This is a genomic window from Rhizobium herbae (genome assembly GCF_017873135.1).
Classification (GTDB): Bacteria; Pseudomonadota; Alphaproteobacteria; order Rhizobiales; family Rhizobiaceae; genus Pararhizobium; species Pararhizobium herbae.
Window position 1 is genome coordinate 148120 of record NZ_JAGGJV010000004.1, and the last position, 13959, is coordinate 162078.

The 13959-nt window shown below is 60.5% G+C and carries 16 protein-coding genes; 7 read left to right on the forward strand and 9 right to left on the reverse strand.

The genetic code is table 11. The features are described 5' to 3' along the window. Nucleotides 1-17 precede the first annotated feature (17 nt). Nucleotides 18-737: a protein TolQ gene (gene tolQ / locus J2Z75_RS12305; RefSeq protein WP_209852642.1), complete on the reverse strand. Its 720-nt coding sequence runs from the start codon at nucleotides 735-737 to the stop codon at nucleotides 18-20. A 308-nt stretch (nucleotides 738-1045) separates the two neighbouring features. On the opposite strand from tolQ, the gene J2Z75_RS12310 reads away from it, so the two are divergent. Genes J2Z75_RS12310 through ligD form a run of 3 tightly spaced genes read left to right on the forward strand, consistent with a single transcriptional unit; the run spans nucleotide 1046 to nucleotide 4810 of the window. Further along, a complete protein-coding gene (locus J2Z75_RS12310) occupies nucleotides 1046-1318 on the forward strand; it encodes a hypothetical protein (RefSeq protein WP_209852644.1) in 273 nt (90 codons plus the stop codon). Between the two features lie 27 nt (nucleotides 1319-1345). Next, on the forward strand, nucleotides 1346-2185 hold the full coding sequence (gene ku, locus J2Z75_RS12315; protein WP_209852647.1) for a non-homologous end joining protein Ku: 840 nt from the start codon (nucleotides 1346-1348) through the stop codon (nucleotides 2183-2185). A gap of 9 nt (nucleotides 2186-2194) precedes the next feature. Further along, the gene (gene ligD, locus J2Z75_RS12320) at nucleotides 2195-4810 is read left to right on the forward strand and encodes a DNA ligase D (RefSeq protein ID WP_209852649.1); all 2616 of its coding nucleotides are present in this window, start codon (nucleotides 2195-2197) and stop codon (nucleotides 4808-4810) included. Between the two features lies 1 nt (nucleotide 4811). Here the strand turns inward: ligD and ybgC are convergent, their stop codons facing one another. Further along, the gene (ybgC, locus tag J2Z75_RS12325; protein ID WP_209852652.1) at nucleotides 4812-5255 is read right to left on the reverse strand and encodes a tol-pal system-associated acyl-CoA thioesterase; all 444 of its coding nucleotides are present in this window, start codon (nucleotides 5253-5255) and stop codon (nucleotides 4812-4814) included. Nucleotides 5256-5381: 126 nt separating this feature from the next. Here ybgC and J2Z75_RS12330 point away from each other — a divergent pair, with 126 nt between their 5' ends. From J2Z75_RS12330 to J2Z75_RS12340, 3 genes are read left to right on the forward strand one after another with little or no spacing between them, the layout of a single operon-like run. After that, nucleotides 5382-6602: an NAD-dependent epimerase/dehydratase family protein gene (locus J2Z75_RS12330; protein ID WP_209852654.1), complete on the forward strand. Its 1221-nt coding sequence runs from the start codon at nucleotides 5382-5384 to the stop codon at nucleotides 6600-6602. After that, nucleotides 6599-7486 (forward strand): glycosyltransferase, encoded by an 888-nt coding sequence (locus J2Z75_RS12335; RefSeq protein ID WP_209852657.1) that lies wholly within the window; start codon nucleotides 6599-6601, stop codon nucleotides 7484-7486. The genes J2Z75_RS12330 and J2Z75_RS12335 overlap by 4 nt, the downstream gene beginning before the upstream one ends. Before the next feature lie 13 nt (nucleotides 7487-7499). Next, nucleotides 7500-8417 (forward strand): NAD-dependent epimerase/dehydratase family protein, encoded by a 918-nt coding sequence (locus tag J2Z75_RS12340; RefSeq protein WP_209852660.1) that lies wholly within the window; start codon nucleotides 7500-7502, stop codon nucleotides 8415-8417. A gap of 12 nt (nucleotides 8418-8429) precedes the next feature. Here the strand turns inward: J2Z75_RS12340 and J2Z75_RS12345 are convergent, their stop codons facing one another. The 7 genes from J2Z75_RS12345 to ruvC are packed head-to-tail and all read right to left on the reverse strand — an operon-like array spanning nucleotide 8430 to nucleotide 12757. After that, nucleotides 8430-8936 carry an NUDIX hydrolase gene (locus tag J2Z75_RS12345; protein WP_209852662.1) on the reverse strand — a complete coding sequence of 169 codons (507 nt, stop codon included), beginning with the start codon at nucleotides 8934-8936 and terminating at the stop codon, nucleotides 8430-8432. Continuing rightward, complete coding sequence (locus J2Z75_RS12350; RefSeq protein WP_209852664.1) at nucleotides 8936-9808, reverse strand: metallophosphoesterase; 873 nt, start codon at nucleotides 9806-9808, stop codon at nucleotides 8936-8938. Before J2Z75_RS12350 ends, J2Z75_RS12345 begins: the two co-directional genes overlap by 1 nt. Further along, nucleotides 9809-10849, reverse strand: coding sequence for a Holliday junction branch migration DNA helicase RuvB (gene ruvB, locus J2Z75_RS12355; RefSeq protein WP_209852666.1), 1041 nt, complete (start codon nucleotides 10847-10849; stop codon nucleotides 9809-9811). A 39-nt stretch (nucleotides 10850-10888) separates the two neighbouring features. Next, nucleotides 10889-11506, reverse strand: a complete 618-nt coding sequence (gene ruvA / locus J2Z75_RS12360; protein ID WP_209852670.1) for a Holliday junction branch migration protein RuvA — start codon at nucleotides 11504-11506, stop codon at nucleotides 10889-10891. A 13-nt stretch (nucleotides 11507-11519) separates the two neighbouring features. Beyond that, nucleotides 11520-11933 carry a type II toxin-antitoxin system VapC family toxin gene (locus J2Z75_RS12365; RefSeq protein WP_209852673.1) on the reverse strand — a complete coding sequence of 138 codons (414 nt, stop codon included), beginning with the start codon at nucleotides 11931-11933 and terminating at the stop codon, nucleotides 11520-11522. A gap of 2 nt (nucleotides 11934-11935) precedes the next feature. After that, complete coding sequence (locus tag J2Z75_RS12370) at nucleotides 11936-12187, reverse strand: AbrB/MazE/SpoVT family DNA-binding domain-containing protein (RefSeq protein ID WP_209852676.1); 252 nt, start codon at nucleotides 12185-12187, stop codon at nucleotides 11936-11938. Between the two features lie 57 nt (nucleotides 12188-12244). After that, a complete protein-coding gene (ruvC, locus tag J2Z75_RS12375) occupies nucleotides 12245-12757 on the reverse strand; it encodes a crossover junction endodeoxyribonuclease RuvC (RefSeq protein WP_209853371.1) in 513 nt (170 codons plus the stop codon). 174 nt (nucleotides 12758-12931) lie between these two features. Here ruvC and J2Z75_RS12380 point away from each other — a divergent pair, with 174 nt between their 5' ends. Continuing rightward, a complete protein-coding gene (locus tag J2Z75_RS12380) occupies nucleotides 12932-13933 on the forward strand; it encodes an LLM class flavin-dependent oxidoreductase (RefSeq protein WP_209852679.1) in 1002 nt (333 codons plus the stop codon). Nucleotides 13934-13959 lie beyond the last annotated feature (26 nt).

A 13959-nucleotide genomic window follows, 5' to 3' on the forward strand; every position in this document is an offset into this window, starting at 1 on the left:
TTCGTGCCGCTGGCAGCTTATTGCGCGGCCTGGCGCGGCTGCAGCTTCTCATCGATCTGGCGCGAAAGAATGGCCGAGAACTCGTCGGCGAACCCTTCCATGCGGGCCGTCAGCTTGCCGGCATCGGCGGAGAATTTGTTATAGGCGATAACCGCCGGGATAGCGGCGAGAAGGCCGATCGCGGTGGCAAGAAGCGCTTCGGCGATACCGGGGGCCACAACCGCGAGGTTGGTCGATTTCGATCCGGCGATCGCCTGGAACGAGGTCATGATACCGACGACCGTGCCGAACAGACCGACAAACGGGCCGGCCGAGCCGATGGTCGCCAACGACCCGAGCCGTGCTTCAAGGGTTTCGGCTTCGCGCGACAGCGTCACGTCCATTGCCCGGTCGATACGCATCTGCAGGCCGATCGGCGAACGGGCGCCCCGCTCGAACGACTTTTTCCATTCGCGCATGGCGGAGACGAAGATCGCCCCCATGCCGGACGTCGCCCGGTCGGACAGCGTCCGATAAAGCTCTTCCAGCGACTGGCCGGACCAGAACACCTGTTCGAAGGCGTCCAGCTGACGGCGCACCTTGCCGAATTTCAGCGTCTTGTCGACGACGATCGCCCAGGTCCAGACCGAGGCGCCAATCAACCCCAGCATGACCAGCTTCACCACGAAGCCTGCTTGCATGAATAGCGACCACAGCGTTACGTCCGTCGTCGCGGCAGCCAATCCAACCTGTTCCATCGTTCTCAAATCCCCGAATCCAAACGCCCGGCAAGAGCAGTCTCATGCTCACAGCCAGGGTGCTCAAACGTCATTGTTGCAAGATTGACCCGGCAGCTGCCGATAACCGGCGTCATGCCGGTCTTTAAGCTTCCTGTCTGCCTTCTTGCGTTCAATCTTGGTGAAAGGATGACGTGCACTGCACAAAACCCTAATATGGGCATTAAGACATCATTATGGTTAAGAGAGTATTACTTTACCGCACTGCAATGGAGGGCATGCAAAGACTTTCCGCCGGAACATTCCGCACCCCGCAGCGTTAGTCGGCCATGAGCGCCATCACTCCGAAGAAATCGTCCCAACAACCATCCAGGCCGCATTTCGACCATCGCGACCGCCTGATTCTCGCGCTTTACGCTCAACTGAAGGCCGAGCGCGAGACGCGCGAAGCCTTGACGTGGGCAACAGAGAACGGCGCCATTTCGCCGGAGATTCTCCAGGCCATGGTATCGGATCCCGTTCCCGCCATCACCAGCGAAGACGTCGCGTCGCTCGAGCGATTGCTCGCCCGCGACGCGAACCACAGGAACATCCCGCATTGACGCACGGCACATAGAAAAGGTGGAAACATGGTATCGCGTGCATTGTGGAAAGGGCAGCTGCGCCTATCCCTCGTTTCCATTCCCGTCGAGGTCTTCAGCGCGACAAAGACCGGTGCGCGCTTTGCCTTTCGCCAGATTCACGAACCCTCCGGCAAACCCATCCACTACGACAAGGTGGTCGATGGCATCGGACCGGTCGATACCGACGAGATCGTCAAGGGTTACGAATACGAGAGCGGCAAGTATGTCCTGCTCGAGCCGGAAGAAATCGACGCCGTCAAGCTCGAGACCAAGAAGACGCTGGAACTGGTTCAGTTCGTCGATGCCTCGGAAATTTCGCCGATCTACTATGACAAGCCCTACTACGTTGTCCCCTCCGACGACCTGGCCGAGGACGCCTATCGCGTGGTCCGCGATGCGCTGCGCAAGTCCGGCAAGATCGGGCTCGGCCAGCTGACGCTACGCGGCCGCGAATATATCGCCGCCATCAAGCCTTGCGGCGACGGGCTGCTGCTCGAAACGCTCCATTATGCCGACGAACTGCGCAAGGCCGATCCGATGTTCCACGGCCTTTCGGGAAAAACCTCCGACGCGGACCTGCTGGACGTCGCAACGGCACTGATCGACAAGAAGACAGCACCTTTCGACGCCACGACCTTCAAGGACAATTACTCGACCGCACTGAAGGAACTCGTCCAGAGAAAGCTCAAGGGCAAGAAAGCAAAGATCGAAGTCGAAGACGAGGAAGACCCCGTCAAGCGCGGCGACAACGTCGTCGACCTGATGTCGGCGTTGAAGAAGAGCCTCGAAGGTAGTGGCGAGAAATCCGCGCCAAAGAAAGCGACCCCGAAGAAGAAATCCGCATGAGGCAGCGCCATGGTCCAGCATCAAGACTCCCTCACTGAATACAATCGCAAGCGCGACTTCACCAGGACCGCCGAACCCAAGGGCGCGACGAAACAGGCCAAGGCGGGAAAGCTCTTCCTGATCCAGAAACATGACGCGACCCGGCTGCACTATGACTTCCGCCTCGAATGGAAAGGCGTTCTGAAGAGCTGGGCGGTGACGCGCGGCCCGAGCATCAACCCGGAAGACAAGCGTCTTGCCGTGCGCACCGAAGACCATCCGCTGGCCTATGGCGATTTCGAAGGCACGATCCCGAAGAAGCAATATGGCGGCGGCACGGTGATGCTCTGGGACACCGGCTGGTGGGAACCGGACAACGATCCCGATGAAGGGTTGAAAGAAGGCAAGCTGAAATTCCACATCCACGGCCAGCGCATGCATGGCGGCTGGACGCTGGTGCGCATGAAACCGCGCGACGGCGAGAAACGCGAGAACTGGCTGCTGATCAAGGAGCATGACGAGGAGACCAGCGAGGATGGCGACAGCCTGCTCACGGAAAATCTGACCAGCGTAAAAACCGGCCGCTCGATGGAAGAGATCGCGTCAGGGAGCGGCGAAAAGAAAGCGCATGTCTGGGAATCCAGTACAAGTGCCGCTGCCAACGTCAAGGCAGGCGCCATTGCCGAGGAACCGCCCGCTCTGCAGGCAAGACGCGAGCGCAGCGGCAAATCGCCAGCATTTGTCAAACCGCAGCTTGCGACCCTCGTCTCCGATCCACCGGCGGGTGACGACTGGCTGAACGAGGCAAAGTTCGACGGCTACCGGCTGATGATCGCCCTCGGCAAGAGCGGGGTCACTTGTTTTACCCGGACGGGTCTGAACTGGACCGAAAAGTTTCCCGATATCATCAACGGGTTTGCCGCGCTGGATTGCGACAGCGCATTGATCGACGGGGAAGCCGTGGCCGCTTCGGAGGAAGGCTCGAAATTCTCCGCTTTGCAGAAAGCCATCAAGACCGGCGGCGAAACGCGCTTTTATGCCTTCGATCTCCTGCATCTCGACGGCAAGGATTTGCGCAGGAAACCGCTGATCGAGCGGAAAAAAGCCCTGAAGAGCCTGCTCGATACGCTTGGTCCCAGCCGCGCGGTTCAATACAGCGAACATGTTCGCGGCAACGGCGAGAAAGTCTTCCAGGCCATGTGCAACGCCAGCCAGGAAGGCATCATCGCGAAGCGTGCTGATGCACCCTATCGCGAAGGCCGCGTCGGCAGCTGGCTGAAGATCAAATGCACCAGACGGCAGGAATTCGTCATCGGCGGTTATTCTCCGTCGGACAAGCGCGGCCGTGCCTTCGCCTCCCTCCTTGTCGGCGCCTACGAAGGCGATAAATTCGTCTATCAGGGCCGCGTCGGAACGGGTTTCGATGAAGACACGATGGCAGACTTGGCGACCCGGTTTGCAAAGCTGAAGCGCAAGACCTCGCCATTTGAGGCGGTGCCGAAGGACATCGCCCGTGATGCCGTCTGGCTGACGCCGGGGCTTGTCGTCGAGGTCGATTTCGCCGAGTTTACCGACGATGGTCATATCCGCCACGGGGCTTTCCAAGGCCTGCGCGAGGACAAGGAGGCTTCCGCCGTGACACCGGAAACGAAGAAGACGCCAGCCAAAGCAACGGCGAAGAAGCCGGAAGACCCTGCAAAATCCAAGCCGGCCTTGGAAAAGAAGCGCCTGGCGCGGGAAAAGGATACGGCCGGCGATGTGCTCGGCATCCGCATCACCCATGCCGACCGGCTGCTCTTCTCCGATCCGGATATCACCAAGATCGATCTTGCCCGCTACTACGGCGTCGTCGCCGACCGCATGCTGCCCTTTGCCGCCAGGCATCCAGCCTCGATCCTGCGCTGCCCGCAGGGACCGGACCATCAGTGCTTCTACCAGAAGCACGCCAGCGACGGCTTTCCGGACGAAATCCATCAGGTACCGATCGAGGAAGCCGATGGCGACATTGCCAATTATCTTTACGTCGATGATGCCAGGGGATTGGTTGCCGCTGTGCAGATGGGTACGATCGAGCTTCATATCTGGGGTTCGACCGTCGACAGGCTGGATGCGGCAGACCGGCTGGTCTTCGATCTCGATCCGGATCCGAGTGTCACGTTCGAGACGGTCAAGAACGCCGCCATCGCCCTTCGCGATGCGCTGGAAACGTTGGGCCTGAAATCCGTCGCCATGGTCTCCGGCGGCAAGGGCATCCACGTGATCGTGCCGCTTTTGCGGCTTGCGCCATGGGAGGATGCCAAGGCCTTTGCCAAGGCGCTTTCGGCTAAAATTGCCGACAATGATCCGGACAATTACATCGCCACCATGTCGAAGGCCAAGCGCAAGGGCCGCATCTTCATCGACTGGCTGCGCAACGAGCGCGGCTCCACCGCCGTCGCCCCCTATTCGGTTCGCGCGCGTGCAGGCGGCCCGGTCGCCACGCCCGTCAGCTGGGACGAACTTGGCGATCTCGATGCCGCCAACGGCTTCCATATCCCCGACATCCTCCAGCGCCTGGAGAGCGGCACCGATCCCTGGGCCGAGGCAAAGGACTGGAAACAAGGCCTGACGAAATCGATGCTGAAATCCGTAGGCACCGAAGGCTGAACTAGCCCTGTCCGAGAAACTTCTTGCCCAGCGCCTCCGGCAGCCGCCTCGGCCGCCCCTGCCCGTTGATGACGGCAATGATCACCTTGGCGGCGATCAGCAGCGTGCCTTCGCGCCGGATTTCCTGCTGAAGTACCATCTTGGCACCACCGGCCTTTTCCGTTGCCGTGGTGATCGTCAGGATGTCGTCCATGCGCGCCGGCTGCTTGAAATCGATCTCCATGCGGTGGACGACGAAGACGAGGCCTTCCGTGTCGCCCTCGATGGCGAGCGTCGCCTGCTCGACGCCGAGCAGCCGCAAATAGTCGGTGCGCGCCCGCTCCATGAAGTGCAGATAACGGGCGTGATAGACGACGCCGGAAAAGTCCGTGTCTTCATAGTAGACCCGTTGAACGAGCCGGTGTCCGTTGTCGGTCAGCTCACCGGCGAGCGAAATCAAACTCATAGGCGCCCTCGCAAAATTATTCTTTTTCCTGTGCAGGAACCAAAGGGCTTTTGCAAGCATTGCAGGCTTGTCACAATGTTCTCCTATCACCAGCGCATGACTTCCCATCCCACAGGAGATTGGCGCATGAAGATTGCAGTCCTTGGCGGCGACGGCTTTGTCGGTTGGCCGACAGCCTTGCATCTGTCCGATGCCGGACACGACATCCACATTCTCGACAACCTGTCGCGCCGCTGGATCGATACGGAACTCGGCGTCCAGTCGCTGACCCCCATGGACTCCATTCAGGAACGGACCCGCATCTGGCATGCGGAGACCGGCCGGCGCATCCATTTCCACCTGATCGATCTTGCCCGAGACTACGAGCTCCTGAAAAACTGGCTCAAGGACAATCGCCCGGATGCCATCATCCATTTCGCCGAACAACGTGCCGCGCCCTATTCCATGAAGAGCGACAGGCACAAGAACTACACGGTCAACAACAACGTCAACGCGACCCACAATCTCTTGAACGCCCTGGTAGAGATCGGCCTCGACGCCCATCTCGTCCACCTCGGCACCATGGGCGTCTACGGCTATTCGACCGTCGGCGCCGCCATTCCGGAAGGCTATCTCCCGGTCGGCATCGAGACGCAGGATGGCCGGACAGCCACGCAGGAAATCCTCTATCCGGCCAATCCCGGCTCGATCTACCACATGACCAAGTGCCTCGATCAGCTGCTGTTCCAATTCTACGCCAAGAACGACGGCCTGCGGATCACCGATTTGCACCAGGGCATCGTCTGGGGCACCCACACCGAACAGACCCGCCGCCACGAGCAGCTGATCAACCGCTTCGACTATGACGGCGACTACGGCACCGTGCTCAACCGCTTCCTCATCCAGGCGGCGATCGGCTATCCCCTGACCGTGCACGGTACCGGCGGCCAGACCCGCGCCTTCATCCATATCCAGGATTCCGTGCGCTGCATCGATCTGGCCTTGAAAAACCCGCCCCAGCGCGGCGCGCGTGTCGAGATCTTCAACCAGATGACCGAGACGCACCGGATCCGCGATCTTGCCGAGATGATCGCCGGCCTCACGGGCTCTGAGATCGCCTGGCTGCCCAATCCGCGCAAGGAAGCCGCCGAAAACGACCTCGTCGTGCGTAACGAGAAGTTCCGCGAACTCGGTCTCAACCCGACCACGTTGCAGGACGGCCTGCTTGCGGAAATCGTCGATGTCGGCAAGAAATACGCCTACCGCGTCGATCGCAGCCGCGTTCCGGCCGTGTCCGCCTGGACCAGGGACATCGCCGCCAAGATCAACCACGATCCCGAAGGAAGAAGGCTGAAATCGGTTTCATGACACAGCCAGATTCGGCTCCAGGTGGAGTCGCGCCTTCCGATCGCGCCGGGTCGCGTCACGCATTCGTCACGCTGGTGACGAATGCCGACTATGCCGTGGGCGCAACGGCGCTGGCCCGCTCCATAAGGAGGACGGGAACGGATGCCGATATTGTCGTGCTTCACACTGGCGGCGTCGGTTCGGAATTGCTGACACCGCTTGCCGAATTCAGCTGCCGGCTCGTCACCACGGACCTTCTGCCGCTGTCCGACGGATTCAACGAGAGGCATGCCCGCAAGAACGTTCACAGCGCAGCGCCGTTCACCAAGGGGCGCAAACCGGACTTCCATTCGCCGCTCGACAATTTCTGCAAGCTGCGCCTCTGGCAGTTGATCGAATATGAGCGCTGCATCTTCATCGATGCCGATGCGCTGGTGCTGAAGAACATCGACCGCTATTTCGCCTATCCCGAATTTTCCGCCGCACCCAACGTCTATGAAAGCCTCGCCGATTTTCACCGGCTCAACTCCGGCGTCTTCGTCGCCAAGCCTTCGCTCCAGACCTTCGAAGCCATGCTGGAGCGGCTGGATGCACCGGATGCCTTCTGGCCGCGCACCGATCAGACTTTTCTGCAGAATTTTTTCCCGGACTGGCACGGCCTCCCTGTCACGATGAACATGCTGCAATATGTCTGGTTCAACATGCCGGCGCTGTGGGATTGGTCATCGATCGGCGTGCTGCACTATCAATATGAAAAACCGTGGGAAAACGATCATCCGAAGGCGGAAAGACTGCGCCCGCTGATCAATCTCTGGCATGCTTTCCTGACCGGCGAAAACATTCCGGACATTGCCGATCTGCCAAATCCCAGCCTGCAAAACCGAAGCCTGCCAACCCCGGGCTGAAATCAGGAAGCTCATGACACGCGTTCTCGTTTCCGGCGGCACCGGCTATGCCGGCCGCTTCATCGTCGAGCATCTTCTGGCCAACGGCTACAAGGTCACCGTCGGTGGACGCACAGCGCCCGAGCCCGGCTTCTTCTCGAAGAGCGTTTCCTTCGTGCCGCTCAGGCTTGATCCGGACGCGGACCAGATCGAGGCTTTCGACAACGTCTATTATTTCGTCCACGCCGCCTTCGATCACCTGCCAGGGAAATATCGCGGCGGAGAAGGCGATGATCCCAATGGATTTCGGCGCGCCAATCTGGACGGAACCGTGCGCCTGTTTGAGGCTGCGCGTGATGCTGGCGTCCGCCGCTGCGTCTTCCTGTCGAGCCGCGCTGCCTATGGTCCTCAGGCGCCGGGCACGCAGCTGACGGAAGACATGCATGGCAAGCCGGATACCCTCTATGGCGAGGTGAAGCTGCAGGCCGAGCGCAGTCTGCTTTCCCTCTGCGGCCACGGCTTTGTCACCGCAAGCCTGCGCGCGACAGGCATCTACGGCCCCGCCGGGCCGGGCCGGCGACACAAGTGGGCATCGCTCTTTAAAGACTATCTGGCAGGCAAGCCCGTTGAGCCCCGTGCCGGCACCGAAGTGCACGGCGACGATGTCGCCCGGGCCGTTAGGCTGCTGCTGGAATCAGACACCGTGCGGATCAACGGCGAAACCTTCAACGTGTCGGATATCCTGACCGACACACGCGAGATCCTGTCGATCTTGCAACATGCCACGCACTGTCCCCATCCCTTGCCGCCGGCTGCGGATGCGGCGGCCTGCAACGCCATGGGCACCTGCAAGATCGAGACATTGAGCTGGAAGCCCGGCGGGATGGATTTGCTGCGACAGACGATCGAACAGTTGACTTGGCAAAGTCCTGAAAGTCCGCAGTCGACTTGAAAGCGAAGCGCTCTATCGATCGAGATTGCCGTCATCCCAGATGATGTGGGCCGGCGTCTGCGGCAAATCCTCGATTTGTTCGGCAATGAAATAGGGCGGAATATCGAGTTCCGTCAGCGCCGCTTTGCTGGCTTTCACCCATTTGAATTCCAGATCGTTCTTGCCGTCCTTCAGGCGGTGGACAACATCAATTGGATGAAAGGGAAAGCTTTCCGGGATCTCCATCAGGTAATAGAAGCCGATCTCGTGATAATCCCGATCCTCATAGCGGAAGAAATTCTCCACCGTCCAAAGCATGCGTCCGACGCTGACCTCGACACCCAGCTCCTCGATCATCTCGCGCTTCAGCGTCTCGACCGACGTCTCGCCGATTTCCGCCCGCCCGCCCGGAAACGTCCAGAATTCCTCATGCGTCGCCCGATGGACCAGTACGTGGCCATCTCGAAACCCGAGGCCTGCGATGCGAAAATTGAACCGGCGCGGCGGAACGTCGATGTTGATCATCCTGCGCTTGGACATCAACCAAGCTCCACGACGACGATCTCCGGCGGCGAGCCGAAACGAACAGGCAGGACCGATGTGCCCAGCCCGCCGGAGACGATCAGGCTGCGGTCATTCTCGACGATGTGGCCATAGACATAACGGTTCCGGAAGCGCGAGGGAACGACGGGGGAATAGCCGAAGAGCCGAATCTGTCCGCCATGGGTGTGCCCTGAAAGGGTAAGGGAGACCCGCTCGGGCACGGTTGGGAAAACATCCGGCTCATGGGCCATCAGGATAACGGGCGCCTCATCGCTGATCTGCGCCATCGTGGCCGGCAGATCGTCCAGCCCCTCCCACGGACCGATCTGATCCGCAAGGCCTGCAAGCCAGAATGGCTGGCCATCTTTCTCGAAACGGCTGGCGCGGTTGTCATAGACAGGCACATTGATCGATGCGAGCGCACCGTGGACCAATGTCGGCCCTCTGCCGGCTGCCATTGCGCCGGGATCGTCCAGCCAGTCGTGATTTCCAAGAACCGCGTGAACGCCGAGCGGCGCGGAGAGACGGGCAAGTTCGCGCGCCCAATCCTCCGGCTCGACATGCCCCGTCCTCAGGCGCATGCCGGACAGGAAGTCTCCAAGCAGCAGGATCATGTCGCCACCAAGAGCATTGGCCTGCTGGCATATCTCCCCGATCCGCTGTGGGGACATCCAGGGCGTGCAGGCGTGAATGTCTGCGAGAACGACCAGCCTGAGCTTCAATCCGGCCGGCCAATTGGTCGGAACGAGCTGATAGCGCTTCACGCGGGGCTGGCGGATCGGTTCGATCCCCACGGCATAGGCACCTGTGGCCACGCCGCTCAGCATGAGACTCCCGATCGTCCTCAGAAAACCGCGGCGCGAAATCAATCAATCATCCTCTTGGAACAGGCGGAACTGGGTGGCTTCCAGATCCTTCGGCACCTGCAATCCAAGGTGTTTCCATGCATTTGCGGTTAAAATACGCCCGCGCGGCGTGCGCTGGATGAAACCCTGCTGGATCATGTAGGGCTCGATAATATCCTCGATCGCATCACGGGGTTCGGACAGTCCTGCCGCGATCGTTTCAATGCCCACCGGTCCGCCGCCGAAATTGAGGGCGATCATGTTGAGATAGCGCTTGTCGAGCTGGTCGAGCCCCATATTGTCGACGAGCAGCCGGGTCAGCGCTTCATCCGCAATCTGCTTTGTTACAGCCTCCGCTTTCGCCACTTCGGCAAAGTCGCGCACGCGGCGCAGAAGCCGTCCGGCGATACGAGGCGTGCCACGCGCTCTGCGGGCAATCTCGCGCGCACCGTCATCGGTGATGCCGAGCCCCATCAGCCGGGCACCTCGACGAACGATCAGTTCCAGTTCCTCGACCGTGTAGAAATTCAAGCGCACCGGAATGCCGAAACGATCGCGCAAAGGCGTCGTCAAAAGCCCGAGCCTCGTCGTTGCCGCGACGAGCGTGAACTTCGACAGGTCGATCTTCACCGAGCGCGCCGCCGGCCCTTCGCCGATGATCAGGTCGAGCTGGAAATCTTCCATCGCCGGATAGAGAATTTCCTCGACGGCCGGGTTCAGCCGATGGATTTCGTCGATGAACAGCACGTCGCGATCTTCAAGATTGGTCAAGAGCGCTGCCAGATCGCCGGCCTTGGCGATCACCGGTCCCGAGGTCGAGCGGAAATTGACGCCGAGCTCCTTCGCCATGATCTGCGCCAGCGTCGTCTTGCCGAGACCGGGCGGCCCGACGAACAGCACATGATCCAGCGCCTCCCCGCGGTTCTTCGCCGCCTCGATGAACACCTTCAGATTGGCGCGCGCCTCCGCCTGGCCGGTAAACTCGTCCAGCGATTGCGGCCGCAGCGTCGTATCGAGGTCCTCGCCGCGCTTTTCCGGTGTGATCAGTCTCTGCTCTTCACTCATAAAAACTCAATCTCATGCTGCGAGCGCAATGGCAACGCGCTATCGCGCCAGTTCCTTCAGCCCCAGCCGGATCAGCTTGGCGCTGTCGAGCCCCTCGCCACCATTTTTCAGGGCCGCAGCGACCGCATTGGCAGCCTGGTCACGCGAGTAGCCAAGATTGCTGAGCGCCGAAACCGCGTCCGAAACCGGTGCGGAGGCGACGCCTTCACCCAGTTCCTGCTTCAGGCCGATATTGGCGCCCGCCCCGCCGGCAAAGGCCGGCGCCTTGTTCTTCAGTTCGGTGACGATGCGTACGGCAACCTTCGGACCGACACCCGGCGCTCGCGAAATGGATGTCTTGTCCTGCAGCGCGATGGCATTGGCCAGTTCGCCGGGCGTCAGCACGGACAGAACCGCCAACGCCACTTTGGAGCCGACGCCCTGCACGCTCTGCAGTAGCCGGAACCATTCGCGCTCCAGCGTGGTCAGGAATCCGAACAGCCGCAACTGATCCTCACGCACATAGGTCTCGATGAACAGGACCACGGCCTCTCCCGGCGAGCCGATCCGCGACAATGTCCGCGCCGAGCAATGGGCGACGTAGCCGACCCCATGGACATCCACGACCACATGGTCGTCGCCGATCTCGTCGATCGTTCCCTTGAGCTTGCCGATCATGGCGCAACATCCTTCATGGGTGGGTTTCCGGCGTGATCAGTTCGACGGAGGGGAAATAGGTACGGTAACCCTTTGGATCGCGGGTCAAAATGATGTGTCCCCGGATGGCCGCATGCGCGCCGATGAGAAAATCGGGCAGCACCCGATCGCGTCCGCCGCCTGCTTGCCGGTATTTCCGAAAAGCAGCGCCCGCCGCAAAGGCAGCCGTCCAGGGAAGGTTTTCCCGGCTATAATCAGGCTCGGGCAACAGCAAATCCACATCTTCCATGCGCTGATAACGCACGGAAAACTCTGAGTATATGATTGGATTGATGACGACCGCACCACGCTTCGCTGCAGACAGGAGCTGCGCCTTCGACCAGCCAAGCCAAAGAGGATCGCGCACGGCGATATCGACCAGAACATTCGTATCCACCAAAGTCGCCATGATCAGCGGTCCCGCGTCATTTCCATCAGCGCCTCTGCATCGATATCCTGATCACCCGTACCTTCCAGCCGCTGCAGACTACCGAGGAACCGCTCAAGACGCATGCGGTCTTCCCGCTCCTGATGGCCATCCTTGGGAACAATGGTCAGCTTGCCCCCTTCCATCGAAAACAGCACCTCGCTGTTCGGTTCTATGCCCGCCAGCTCGCGCAGATCCCTGGGGATGGTCACTTGACCTTTTGATGTAACACGCATCGACATGCTCCTTCAAAGTAAGAAATATCCTTACAACAAGAACAAGTCAAGAACAAACTATCCGGCGAGCGCCGCCATCCGCATCCGTGCGCCGCCACGATTGTGCGCATGGCAAATGGCAATCGCCAGCGCGTCGGCAGCATCGTCGCCCTTGAATTCGGCCTTGGGCATCAGGATCTTCAGCATCATGTGGATCTGCCGCTTCTCGCCGTGACCGACGCCGATGACAGCCTTTTTCACCGCATTCGGCGCATATTCGGCGACTTGCAGCCCGGCGCGCGCCGGCACCAGCATGGCGATGCCGCGCGCCTGTCCAAGCTTCAGCGTCGCCACCGCATCCTTGTTGACGAAGGTCTGCTCGACGGCAGCCTCGTCCGGCTTGTGAGTGTGGATCACGTCGACGAGGCCGTCATGCAGCTGGCAGAGCCGCGAAGCGAGGTCCATGTCGCCATCGGACGTCACGGTACCAGAGGCGACGAAACGCAGGGAATTGCCGAGTGTGTCGATGACACCCCACCCGGTACGCCGGAGGCCTGGATCGATGCCGATGATACGAATCGTGTTGTGCATGGTCGGGAGCTTAATACTCATGCCCGGACGCTGCCAGCAAAATGTGAACAAAACAAAAACATCCGCAAGAATGTGGCGGCTATAGCCTCGTTGCATTTGCCTCGCAGGCTTGGATTTACGAAATTCGATCTTACATAGGTTTCTATCAGTTCCATTCATCAAAGGCTTTTCCCCATGGTGCCCTTTTCGATCCTCGACCTTTCTCCGATCACGCAAGGGTCAAATGCATCGCAGGCCCTGCAGAATTCCCGCCGCCTGGCGCAGGAAGCCGAAGCGTCCGGCTACAAGCGCTTCTGGCTGGCCGAACATCACGGTATGAAGGGGATCGCCAGCGCGGCGACGTCGATCGTCATTTCCCATGTGGCCGCCGGCACGAAAACCATCCGGGTAGGCTCGGGCGGCATCATGCTGCCGAACCATTCGCCGCTGGTGATTGCCGAACAATTCGGCACGCTGGCGGCGCTTTATCCCGGCCGCATCGATCTCGGCCTCGGCCGCGCCCCCGGCACGGATATGCGCACGGCATCGGCACTTCGCCGCAACATGGAGGCGAGCGCCAACAACTTTCCGAACGATGTGGTCGAACTGCAGGCACTGCTCGGGCCTCTCAAGGACGGCCAGGACCTGATCGCCGTGCCCGGCGCCGATAGCAATGTGCCGATCTGGCTGCTCGGCTCCAGCCATTTCAGTGCGCATCTGGCCGGCATGCTTGGCCTGCCCTTCGCCTTCGCCTCGCATTTCGCGCCCGACATGTTGCTGTCGGCGCTGGAAATCTATCGCGAGCGTTTCGAGCCGTCGCAATATCTCGACCAGCCTTATGCCATGGTCGGCATCATGGGCGTCGCCGCCGATACCGACGCCGAGGCCAACCACCTCTTCACCTCGATGCAGCAGTCCTTCGTCGCGCTGCGCCGCAATGCCCGCGGCCAGTTCCCGCCGCCGGTGGATTCGATGGATGGCCTGTGGAGCGACAATGAAAAGATCTTCGTCGATCACGCCATGACCTATGCGGTGGTCGGCGGACCGGAGACGATCAAGACCAAGCTCGACCGCTTCCTCGATCAGACGCAAGCCGACGAACTGATCGTCTCCATGCCGATCTACGACATGGATGCGCGGCTGAAATCGGTGCGGCTGTTTGCGGATGCACAGCAGCAACTGGCGAAAGCCGCATAAAAAATACCCCGGAGAAATCCGGGGTA

Bases quoted from the DNA above. Each gene is read 5' to 3' on its own strand.
- tolQ (WP_209852642.1), bottom strand. From the start codon at position 737: ATGGAACAGGTTGGATTGGCTGCCGCGACGACGGACGTAACGCTGTGG.
- J2Z75_RS12310 (WP_209852644.1), top strand. From the start codon at position 1,046: ATGAGCGCCATCACTCCGAAGAAATCGTCCCAACAACCATCCAGGCCG.
- ku (WP_209852647.1), top strand. From the start codon at position 1,346: ATGGTATCGCGTGCATTGTGGAAAGGGCAGCTGCGCCTATCCCTCGTT.
- ligD (WP_209852649.1), top strand. From the start codon at position 2,195: ATGGTCCAGCATCAAGACTCCCTCACTGAATACAATCGCAAGCGCGAC.
- ybgC (WP_209852652.1), bottom strand. From the start codon at position 5,255: ATGAGTTTGATTTCGCTCGCCGGTGAGCTGACCGACAACGGACACCGG.
- J2Z75_RS12330 (WP_209852654.1), top strand. From the start codon at position 5,382: ATGAAGATTGCAGTCCTTGGCGGCGACGGCTTTGTCGGTTGGCCGACA.
- J2Z75_RS12335 (WP_209852657.1), top strand. From the start codon at position 6,599: ATGACACAGCCAGATTCGGCTCCAGGTGGAGTCGCGCCTTCCGATCGC.
- J2Z75_RS12340 (WP_209852660.1), top strand. From the start codon at position 7,500: ATGACACGCGTTCTCGTTTCCGGCGGCACCGGCTATGCCGGCCGCTTC.
- J2Z75_RS12345 (WP_209852662.1), bottom strand. From the start codon at position 8,936: ATGTCCAAGCGCAGGATGATCAACATCGACGTTCCGCCGCGCCGGTTC.
- ruvB (WP_209852666.1), bottom strand. From the start codon at position 10,849: ATGAGTGAAGAGCAGAGACTGATCACACCGGAAAAGCGCGGCGAGGAC.
- ruvA (WP_209852670.1), bottom strand. From the start codon at position 11,506: ATGATCGGCAAGCTCAAGGGAACGATCGACGAGATCGGCGACGACCAT.
- J2Z75_RS12365 (WP_209852673.1), bottom strand. From the start codon at position 11,933: ATGGCGACTTTGGTGGATACGAATGTTCTGGTCGATATCGCCGTGCGC.
- J2Z75_RS12370 (WP_209852676.1), bottom strand. From the start codon at position 12,187: ATGCGTGTTACATCAAAAGGTCAAGTGACCATCCCCAGGGATCTGCGC.
- ruvC (WP_209853371.1), bottom strand. From the start codon at position 12,757: ATGCACAACACGATTCGTATCATCGGCATCGATCCAGGCCTCCGGCGT.
- J2Z75_RS12380 (WP_209852679.1), top strand. From the start codon at position 12,932: ATGGTGCCCTTTTCGATCCTCGACCTTTCTCCGATCACGCAAGGGTCA.